Origin of the sequence: Beijerinckia sp. L45, assembly GCF_009765775.1 — a bacterium.
GTDB lineage: Bacteria > Pseudomonadota > Alphaproteobacteria > Rhizobiales > Beijerinckiaceae > RH-AL1.
Window position 1 is genome coordinate 55,369 of record NZ_LMUU01000239.1, and the last position, 8,903, is coordinate 64,271.

An 8,903-nucleotide genomic window follows, 5' to 3' on the forward strand; every position below is an offset into this window, starting at 1 on the left:
GGGGTCGTCTCGACCCTGCTGCCAGGCCTGAAGCCATCGGTCGTCGAAAAGACGCTGCGCATTCTCGACGAAAGGCTGGCCCCTGCGGACGCGACCATCGAGTCGGATTACCGCACCAAGCATGAGACTCCGGAGCTCGCCGCCGCGATCAAGGACGCCAGCAAAAACATCGACGCCCTCATCATTTTCGGTGCGTCGGCGATCACCGATCGGCGCGACGTCATCCCGGCCGCGCTGGAAGCGGCTGGTGGAACGGTGCTGCATCTCGGGATGCCCGTCGATCCCGGCAACCTGCTGCTTCTCGGCGATCTCCCTGTGCCGGATCGCGGCTCGATCCCGGTGATCGGCGCGCCGGGCTGCGCCCGCTCGCCGAAGGAAAACGGGTTCGACTTCGTATTGCAGCGCTTGCTCGCTGGACTCCCGGTGACGGGAGCGGATCTCAGGCGGATGGGCGTCGGCGGCCTGCTGAGCGAAATCGTGTCGCGGCCGCAGCCGCGCAATCCGGGCGATGTCTGACGTCGTCGCAATCATCCTGGCCGCGGGCCGGGCGACGCGTTTTGGCGCCGGGCCCGACACAACCAAGGCGCTGGCTTTGTTGCAGGGCAAAGCTTTGGTGTGCTGGGTCACGGAGGCGGCGCTCGCATCGCGGGCGTCAACCGTCATCGTCGTGACCGGCCATGCCAGCGCCGCCGTCGACAGTGCGCTTGCGTCGCTTCCAGTCCATCGGGTGAAAAATCCGGCTTATGCCGAGGGCATGGCTGGATCCTTGAAGGCCGGTCTCGAGGCCTTGCCGCAACGTGCGTCCGGCGCCGTCGTGCTGCTCGCCGACATGCCGAAAGTAACGCCTGCCATCATCGATCGTTTGATCTCATCCTATGAATCTGGCGGCTCAAAGGTTGACGCGGTGGTCCCGGTGCGCAACGGCCGTCTCGGCAATCCGGTGCTGCTTGGACGCTCGATCTTCGCGGCCGTCGGCACCCTGTCCGGCGATCAGGGGGCGCGGCGTCTTTTCGACGATCCGCAGCGGATCGTCCTGTCCTGCCCGATCGACGATGAGGCAATCGAGATCGACGTCGACACGCCGGCTGCCCTGGCCGCGCTCGATCGGGCGGGCTGAACGATGGTGGCTCAGGCCGCCGAGACGCTGGCGTTCATCGCGGCATTTTCCTGCGTCCAGACCTCGAGCGACAGCATCGTGTCGATCTCGTCGGCCGGCAGTGGCGCGGAGAAATAGAAGCCCTGCAGTTCGTCGCAGCCGAGCTTCTGCAGGAACTCGACCTGATCCTTCTGTTCGACGCCTTCGGCGGTGACCGTCAGGCCTAGGGCATGGCCGAGGGAGATGATGGAATCGACGATGATCGCGCCTTCGCCGCTGCATTCCATCGACGCGAGGAGGGCCTTGTCGATCTTGATCTTGTCGAAGGCGAACCGGCGCAGATAGATCATGCTGGAATAACCGCTGCCGAAATCATCCAGCCCCATGCGGATGCCCTGCGCGCGCAGGTCCATGATTACGCTCTCGGCCTGATCGGCATCCTGGATCAGAACGCCTTCCGTGAGCTCCAATTCCAGCCGCTGCGGTTCGATCCCGCTTTCGGCAATGATAAGCCGGACCGTCTCGACGAACCCGCGGTTGCGGAACTGGACCGGCGAGACGTTGACCGCCATGCGAAGGCTCGGCCATCGCCGCGAGTCGGTGCAGGCCCGGCGCAGAACCCATTCGCCGAGCGGACCGATGAGGCCGCGGCTTTCGGCGAGCGGCACGAATTCCTCCGGCGAGATCATGCCGAGTCTCGGATGGTGCCACCGCACCAGCGCTTCGACACCGCAGAGGCGCCCCGTCGATCCGCTGATCTGCGGTTGATACAGGATCGTCAAGGCATCGGCCTTGATGGCTTCGCGAAGGTCGTCCTCGATCGTCATGTCCAGATGAAGTTTCTGCTCCATCGTCTTGTCGAAAAAGGCGAAGCGGTTCCGACCTTCATGCTTGGCGCGATACAAGGCGAGGTCAGCGGCGGCCATGAGAACGGAGCGCGCTTCGCCGTCTTGCGGCGACAGCGCCACGCCGATGGACAGCGTCGCGAAGATCTGCATGTCGCCGGTATCGAACGGCGCCAGCATGGCGTCGTGCAGCCGGTGCGCCATCGCGGCGCACTGACTGGCGCTGGTGACCTCGGCCAGCATCAAGGAAAACTCGTCGCCGCCGACGCGCGCCAGACAGTCGCGATCGCGGATGACACGACGGATCCGTTCGGCGATGCCGACGATCAGTTGGTCCCCGGCCTGATGACCATAGGTGTCGTTGATCGTTTTGAAGTGATCGATGTCGATGGCAAAGAGAGCGATCGGCAACTCGAGCGTGCTGCGATCCATCGCTGTTTCGAGCAGAAAGTCGAAGGACAGGCGGTTCGGCAGTTTGGAGAGCGGGTCGAGGCCCGCGCTCTGGACCGCCTCGGCTTCTTTCGCCTGCAGCAGGCGGATGCGATACCGCGCCTGCACCAGGAGGACCGCGAGCAGAAACGTCGACAGCGGGAAGATCGTCAGCAGCGTGCGATAGACCGGATCCTTGGGAATAAAGCTCGCATTCTGGTCGATCCGAAGGATCATGAGGGAGGTGGCAGGACCAAGCGCCGCGATGAGGAGAAGACAGGGGGCGATAATCGCTTTCACCCGAGCGAAGCTTGCGCCTCGCAATTCACTCACCCGCATCTGCGAAACTCTGCCGAGAGAAGACAACAGCGGATCGTCCGCGATTCATTGTATGTACCGCATTTAAATGTTTCCGCCATCGGTTAAGCGGCACAGGCTTAGAGGAGTTTCAGGCCACGGAAGCTGGCGTGACCTTGGCGTCCGATGATCAGATGATCGTGGACAATGATGTTCAGAGCCTTACCGAGGGTCGCGATCTGCATCGTCATGGCGATGTCGGCCGTCGATGGGTTCGGATCGCCCGAAGGGTGATTGTGGACGAGAATGAGGGCGGTGGCGCTCAGTTCGAGGGCGCGCCGCATGATCTCGCGGGGGTAGACCGGCGCATGATCCACCGTGCCGACGCCCTGAACCTCGTCGGCAAGCAGCTGATTCTTCTTGTCCAGGAAGAGAATCCGGAACTCCTCGGTTTCCCGCAGCATCCACACCTAGCCATCATCTATCCTCGATAGCCCCATCTCCAGTATCCTCTAGGGATGGCAAAAGCGCATCTTGTTTCGGTCCTTGAGACCAAGGCGGCGAGGACCGAAACCTCGATCGCATCGTACCGTCTCTTGATGGCTGAGGCACAACGCGACTTCGTCGACCTGAGCGCTGTAATCTCGTTGTACGAGCGTGGACGGGCGCCCGATGCCGTCGCCCAGGAGATGAGTTTCGTCCGCATCTTCAAACGTGGGGAGCTTTTCACGCTTTGTTGCGAGGCATTGCGGTCGAACCCTGGAGGCATGACCATCACTGAGTTCACGAAGTTGTGTCTGGAGGCGAAGGGACTGGATCACTCGAACCTTCATCTTCGGAGGAGCATGTCGAGCAACCTGAGTCAGATCATGTTCGCTCGACGTGACCGTGGGCACATCGCTTCCTTCGGCAAACGTGGCGTTGCACGGTTGTGGGTGCTTCCTTCAAAAACGACCCGCACCTAGGGCATCAGTTAGCGCCGGTTCTGCTCGGCGACCTTTCGACAGTACGCGTCGAACGCAGCCTCTCCAGCTGGCGACCCATGTCTGGCTGCGAACTTCTCGATCCGTTCGACGGTGACGGAGGCGCGATGCATTGCAATGTCGCAGTTAAATGCCTGGATGTGGTCGTCTGGAGCAGCCAATTTGTCCATGTTGATGGTGAACTCAGCCTCCTCGCACGCTGCAAGAATATAACGAAATCCTTTTTCCAGGATCCTTTTATCGCGTCCGGAGCCGATGAGGTCGTCGAGATAAACTGACACGTAGATGCCTTCGGAGATCAGCCGTTCGATTGCCTTCATCAAGGGCGACTGCATGAACACCATGCTCGCAAGTGCCGGTGACTGGATAAAACCGATCGGCAACGCATATGCAGGCCCATCGGTATACGGGCTTTTGACTGAAGACCATTTCGCGTAGGTCCTCGCCTTACGAAAACCGGCACTATGCAACGCCCGAGCAATACGATTGCGGCCGATAGAGTAGAAATAACGCTGCAAATCAATTCTAAAGAAGTATTTATTTTCAATGTGTCTGTGCAAGGCCTCAACATGTCCACCTTTTGCGAAGTGGTAAAAGCTCCTAGGGAATGATACTTCTTTCTCAACAAATCTGAGCAGAGAATGACCCTTGTCAATGCTGTCTTCGTTAGGAACAAAAACGTATTTGTTTTTCCTAAAAAAACTAAATTTGTAGTTCAGCAACTCCGTCATCGCAGTTGACCGCGCTCACGAACGACCAGACCAACCAGACAATCTTTACGATTGCTCCGACTAGCGCGATACATTCGCGAGCGAGGTGTATGCGGTCTGTATACTTTCGCATTACACATCTCCATCACGTACCGCCAGCAAACCATGACCCCATCATTATGGAGCCATCAACTGAGATAGTGAAGCCATTGTGTAGCTTCGCGTATCCGTAAGACATGTCATGCGCGGTGCATTATGCCTCATGCCTAACAGTCCGGTGAGCCATGGCCTAGCGCTAGCGGCCAAGCTTTTATGGTGATCACCGGCGCCTAATACAAGGCCCAAGCATCGTGTTTAAAGATCGATCTTCGTGGATGATGAGAAGCGCGAGACTGATTGACAGCGCAACTTTCGATGTAAATCTGTCTTGGCTGGGCGGGAGATCGAGATGAGTGACGAGACGCTGAACTTTCAAGTGAGATCGTCGTCCAGCGACGAGATCTACAAGATTACCGCGACGTTCGCGCCGAGCCTCAAGATCAGCTGCACCTGTATGGGCGGCAGCATGGGGTCGATCTGCAAACACCGAACGGCCCTTCTGTTGGAGGACGCCTCTTCAGCGATTGACGTGAACGTCGAAGATCTTCGAACCTTGAGTGCGCGTGTAAAAGCAAGTCCGCTTGGATCCGCGATCCAAGAGATGTCCGAGCTTGAGGCGGAGGCTGACAAGATCAAGAAGAAACTCACCGCCCATAAGAGAGTGATAGCTCGGCTTCTGAACGGCGAGGCGCCAGCGAAGGCTGCCTACGCAGCTCGGTATTGATCGAGTGCCAATTCACATTGAACGCATTGTGCCTCGCGGTGGCGAGCGGGAAGAACCGCATCTCACCGACCGTGGTTACGAGTTGGTCGACAGCCGCGTCAGCGGCCAGAAGAACAAGGTGGAGAACTCGACTTTTGTTCGTTCAATCGACGAAGCTGCGTACCTTGTCGAGCAGGGCTACTCGATCAGGATGACCGGGCCGGAAAAGCGACCGTCGCTGGTGTCACCCAACAGCATCCGCATTGTTCGCGACTAACCATGAGATAAACGCAGTTTAAGCCAGAGGGTATTTGGCCGTGCCGACAACCGAAACTCAGCATGCACTGGCAACGAGGCTTCTTCCGCTGGTGCGTGAGGCACGATTTGCCGGAAAAAAGCTGAATTTCAAGGATGTGGCCGTCAAGCTCGGCCGAGATCCGAAGCGAGACATCAGGGTGGTGGCAGCCGCTTGCGACATGCTGGATGGTGCCGCAGCCTGGGCCAAAGTCCCATTACTGGCTCTCACGACCGTCATGAACACTGCGGGCAAGGTAAACCCATCCGCCTTCGACAACGATGAAATTCAACGGCTCTATCGTGACGACATCATACGGAGATCGTGGGATCACAATTTTACGAGCGCTGAGTATGAGGCAATCGCAACTCATCTCTCGCGTCATGCGTCGAGCAGCCGAATATCAATATGGGAATCCCTTTTTGGCCCCAAGGACGCGGCCGACCGAAAAGAAAAAGAAGAAGGGGTCTTTAGGCTTCTGGCCTGGGACCCAGGGACCAACGACGCGATCGACGATCTGGGTTCTGCTCTGCCTCGAAGTTCGATTCGTCAAACGCGACATTTCTTCAGAAGTGAGAGTATCCGTTCGGCCGTTTTAGATCGAGCCCAGGGCCGCTGCGAACATTGCGGACAACTTGGTTTCATGAAAAGCGATGGCGTTCGCTACCTTGAAACGCACCACATCATTCGATTGGCCGACGACGGGCGAGACACGGTCCACAACGTCATTGCATTGTGTCCTGGGGATCACCGGGAGGCGCATTTCGGCGAGCGAGCGGAAACGCTGGAAGAGACTATGGAGGCCAAGGTGAAGGCTGCCAACGCAGTGCTCGACGCTCAGTGATCTGACCCGCCATCGCCGATGGTTTTGGCGCACCTTCGAACGCGCCCGGAAATGATTCGACAGCCGGAGTCAATCATGTTCTTGATACGTTCTCATTTGGGGGTGTGGGAATGGCGATCGAGCGCGTGGGTCAGTTCATCGAGTTCATCGGCGACGACGGCATCCGCAACGTGGTGCGGGTCACGGCCATCCAATGGCTGTGCGACTCCGACGAGATCGCCGACGAGACGTTCATGACCGTGGCGAACAAGACGATCCTCGTACGGGCGCCTCTGACCGAGGTCCGAGATGCGTTGCTGGAGGATCCGAGGCCGATCCGGATGATGCCGCCAAAGCAGCCATAGTGAGGGCGATGTCTTTTGCCAAATAACCAATCTGTTCTGCTCACCAAGCAGACGAGACCGATCGAATTCAATCAGATGATCGACTGGGCCATCAATCGCGATTTCATTGGTCCCACCTGTCAAGTCGTGTCGGTCTCGGGAACAGGGCGCATGACCGGGTACGCGATCGATCACCAAGTGACGACGATCTCGATCGAAGGCACCGACACCGGTAAAATCGAAGTCTGCCTCAACCGTGATGACCGACGGGGTGATGCCACCTGCTACGCTGCTATCGACGATGAAGTGGTTGGAGCTATTTTCGCTGCCGGTGAGAAATGGTAACTCCGCCAGACCGTTCGTGCCGGACTCTCTTGACGATCGTTCTACCGAAGGCTGGAGCAGGAAGTATGCGACGCCGGGCTGCGCCAACCAGATGACCATCATCGGCGACGAGACGGTTCGATTTCAAGACATCTGTTGAGTAACTATGGACCAACGCGGCGGCTACGGCTACAGGCTGTCCCCTGAGATTTCGGAACAAAATGTAAGGCCGTACATGAATCCCGTCGCCGTCTTCTTTGCTTTTTTCGACGCCTTACCAATGCAAATTCGCCAACGATTCATCACGCAGCTGTGTGCGTACTTTTGCCATGTTCTGGTGTCGCCTGCTTCTGCCTTAATGGCAGGGGCGCCAGTAATCCAGCCTTTCCAGCAACCTTCGACACCATTGATCCCAACATACAACGAAGAGCGTCTGAATTTAGAAAATGCTATTTGTAAATCCGCTCGAATCGAAGAGTTTCGAGAGTTTATAAAACTTGTTGGCGTGATGGACTACTTGTTTGATAAATCCCGCGCAGTTGGTCCTTATCAGTTAGCTCTCTTGGCGCAGGAGACCGGCAATACGGCGTTCTCCGACCTCACAGCAAAGCTTCCTCTCGTGGACGCTATGGACGATAAAGCAAGAGGTCAGTGGATTGCACTCCGCGCAACAACCCTGAGCTTTGGAGAGCTTGAAGTATACGAGGCCACTCTTCCTTAGGAAAGCCACTCATATGAAACCACAGATACCATTCATTCAAAGTACGCATTCTCATATTTCTATTTAGGTGTGAATCTTATTTTCGCTGATAGCACAGATATATGGGATGAGCTTTCCGCATCAAGGCTTTCCGGATGCCAGCTCCTATCGTTGACGAATTTCAATCTGGTCTTCGAAACGTAACGTGGCGCACATAATAGATCTTCGGCACTTCTCGATCCTGCCGGATCATTCCGGGCGGAGATTGCCTTAGACCATTCGCTCGGCGGTTTGAACGCATCGGCCGCTCGCAATACACCGTCACCGGATCGGATTTAACGAAGCGTCAACCGGCTAATATGTCCCTAGGTGCAGCAGGTTGAGGGTGTAGTCGGTCGCATACCAAGGTCGCTTGACCAGATCAGTCAGGTCCAGGAATGGATGTCGATAGACGGCAACGAATTCGATAAATACACAATGCGACTGTTCGAGATCCAAAACCCAAGGCTCTACCTCTGCACTGACGAGGAGCAGCTGATCGGCGGTATTGTTCGCCTTCAAGGTACGATCTACCCTCTCGGCGCAGCGATCGAAGGGAAGGTCGAGCAGCGCCGTCCTGATGATGGTCTGCCTAGAGAGAAGTCACTCTACCTGCACACCAATCCGTCGAGCGACGTGCTGTACTCGTACGAGATCGTGCCGCTCGGCCACGTGGATCGAAATCACATGGGCTGGCTCCGCAAACTCGCCGATGTCGATCCGATGCAGCACGGAATCATCGATCAGTTCGCCTGCGGCTACTGGAGTGGGACAAGGTATGCCGAGGCTCAGAACGAGCCGTGGGAATACCGTGCTCTCGCGGTTCGGATCATCGAACGAGTTGGCGGCGCCGCCCGAAGCTGACCGGTACACCTTATCGACTTCAGGCCGGAAAGCGCCGTGGGCTGCGTCATTGTTGCATCCTTAATCAGTCGTATTTCTTCTGACCAACGGTGATGATGATTGCATTTCCATTGTGGTTGTTGGTCAATTTTCCAACTATGGAGATAGACTCGAAGTTCTTACCCTTAATTGCCGCTGATAGTTCCGCAACAGCATGATGCGTTACAAACCCGGCACCGATATCTGCCGCTACAGTGATTCCTGATATATTAGCTAATCCAATGCCCGGCCTATTATCTCTGCGTAGGATCATAGCAGTCTGATCTTTCCAATCTTTCTCAACCCATCCGCCTCCCGCTAATATATCGCTAAT

At 57.0% G+C, this 8,903-nt stretch carries 12 protein-coding genes and 2 pseudogenes; 10 read left to right on the plus strand and 4 right to left on the minus strand.

Features of this window, described 5'->3' with window-relative positions:
• Together GSQ79_RS24840 and GSQ79_RS24845 are read left to right on the plus strand one after the other, a co-directional pair.
• Window positions 1-516: pseudogene (locus tag GSQ79_RS24840) on the plus strand (molybdopterin-binding protein); the annotation flags it as partial.
• Window positions 509-1,117 carry an NTP transferase domain-containing protein gene (locus GSQ79_RS24845; protein ID WP_158811435.1) on the plus strand — a complete coding sequence of 203 codons (609 nt, stop codon included), beginning with the start codon at window positions 509-511 and terminating at the stop codon, window positions 1,115-1,117. The pseudogene GSQ79_RS24840 and the gene GSQ79_RS24845, both read left to right, overlap by 8 nt.
• Before the next feature lie 11 nt (window positions 1,118-1,128).
• On the opposite strand, the gene GSQ79_RS24850 is transcribed toward GSQ79_RS24845, so the two are convergent.
• On the minus strand, window positions 1,129-2,670 hold the full coding sequence (locus GSQ79_RS24850; RefSeq protein ID WP_158811436.1) for a bifunctional diguanylate cyclase/phosphodiesterase: 1,542 nt from the start codon (window positions 2,668-2,670) through the stop codon (window positions 1,129-1,131).
• A 137-nt stretch (window positions 2,671-2,807) separates the two neighbouring features.
• Window positions 2,808-3,122 (minus strand): annotated as a pseudogene (locus GSQ79_RS24855) (RadC family protein); the annotation flags it as partial.
• A 63-nt stretch (window positions 3,123-3,185) separates the two neighbouring features.
• On the opposite strand from GSQ79_RS24855, the gene GSQ79_RS24860 reads away from it, so the two are divergent.
• Window positions 3,186-3,632 carry a hypothetical protein gene (locus GSQ79_RS24860; RefSeq protein WP_158811437.1) on the plus strand — a complete coding sequence of 149 codons (447 nt, stop codon included), beginning with the start codon at window positions 3,186-3,188 and terminating at the stop codon, window positions 3,630-3,632.
• 8 nt (window positions 3,633-3,640) lie between these two features.
• Here the strand turns inward: GSQ79_RS24860 and GSQ79_RS24865 are convergent, their stop codons facing one another.
• Window positions 3,641-4,381 (minus strand): reverse transcriptase domain-containing protein, encoded by a 741-nt coding sequence (locus tag GSQ79_RS24865; protein WP_158811438.1) that lies wholly within the window; start codon window positions 4,379-4,381, stop codon window positions 3,641-3,643.
• Window positions 4,382-4,808: 427 nt separating this feature from the next.
• Here GSQ79_RS24865 and GSQ79_RS24870 point away from each other — a divergent pair, with 427 nt between their 5' ends.
• From GSQ79_RS24870 to GSQ79_RS24900, 7 genes are all read left to right on the plus strand, one after another.
• Window positions 4,809-5,183 carry a hypothetical protein gene (locus GSQ79_RS24870; protein WP_158811439.1) on the plus strand — a complete coding sequence of 125 codons (375 nt, stop codon included), beginning with the start codon at window positions 4,809-4,811 and terminating at the stop codon, window positions 5,181-5,183.
• Between the two features lie 4 nt (window positions 5,184-5,187).
• Entirely contained in the window at window positions 5,188-5,439 is a 252-nt protein-coding gene (locus GSQ79_RS24875; RefSeq protein WP_158811440.1) for a hypothetical protein, read from the plus strand.
• Window positions 5,440-5,479: 40 nt separating this feature from the next.
• Window positions 5,480-6,301: an HNH endonuclease signature motif containing protein gene (locus GSQ79_RS24880; RefSeq protein WP_246725568.1), complete on the plus strand. Its 822-nt coding sequence runs from the start codon at window positions 5,480-5,482 to the stop codon at window positions 6,299-6,301.
• A 110-nt stretch (window positions 6,302-6,411) separates the two neighbouring features.
• Window positions 6,412-6,645, plus strand: coding sequence for a hypothetical protein (locus tag GSQ79_RS24885; RefSeq protein WP_158811441.1), 234 nt, complete (start codon window positions 6,412-6,414; stop codon window positions 6,643-6,645).
• 75 nt (window positions 6,646-6,720) lie between these two features.
• Entirely contained in the window at window positions 6,721-6,969 is a 249-nt protein-coding gene (locus tag GSQ79_RS24890) for a hypothetical protein (RefSeq protein WP_158811442.1), read from the plus strand.
• Between the two features lie 145 nt (window positions 6,970-7,114).
• On the plus strand, window positions 7,115-7,669 hold the full coding sequence (locus GSQ79_RS24895; RefSeq protein ID WP_158811443.1) for a hypothetical protein: 555 nt from the start codon (window positions 7,115-7,117) through the stop codon (window positions 7,667-7,669).
• Window positions 7,670-8,089: 420 nt separating this feature from the next.
• Entirely contained in the window at window positions 8,090-8,551 is a 462-nt protein-coding gene (locus GSQ79_RS24900) for a hypothetical protein (RefSeq protein WP_158811444.1), read from the plus strand.
• Window positions 8,552-8,615: 64 nt separating this feature from the next.
• Here GSQ79_RS24900 and GSQ79_RS24905 read toward each other — a convergent pair.
• Window positions 8,616-8,903, minus strand: a 288-nt coding sequence (locus GSQ79_RS24905) for a hypothetical protein (protein ID WP_158811445.1), incomplete at its 5' end; no start/stop codon positions are given.

Excerpts from the sequence above, each read along its gene's own strand:
- GSQ79_RS24845 (WP_158811435.1), top strand. The coding sequence starts at position 509 with ATGTCTGACGTCGTCGCAATCATCCTGGCCGCGGGCCGGGCGACGCGT.
- GSQ79_RS24860 (WP_158811437.1), top strand. The coding sequence starts at position 3,186 with ATGGCAAAAGCGCATCTTGTTTCGGTCCTTGAGACCAAGGCGGCGAGG.
- GSQ79_RS24865 (WP_158811438.1), bottom strand. The coding sequence starts at position 4,381 with ATGACGGAGTTGCTGAACTACAAATTTAGTTTTTTTAGGAAAAACAAA.
- GSQ79_RS24870 (WP_158811439.1), top strand. The coding sequence starts at position 4,809 with ATGAGTGACGAGACGCTGAACTTTCAAGTGAGATCGTCGTCCAGCGAC.
- GSQ79_RS24885 (WP_158811441.1), top strand. The coding sequence starts at position 6,412 with ATGGCGATCGAGCGCGTGGGTCAGTTCATCGAGTTCATCGGCGACGAC.
- GSQ79_RS24890 (WP_158811442.1), top strand. The coding sequence starts at position 6,721 with ATGATCGACTGGGCCATCAATCGCGATTTCATTGGTCCCACCTGTCAA.
- GSQ79_RS24895 (WP_158811443.1), top strand. The coding sequence starts at position 7,115 with ATGGACCAACGCGGCGGCTACGGCTACAGGCTGTCCCCTGAGATTTCG.
- GSQ79_RS24900 (WP_158811444.1), top strand. The coding sequence starts at position 8,090 with ATGTCGATAGACGGCAACGAATTCGATAAATACACAATGCGACTGTTC.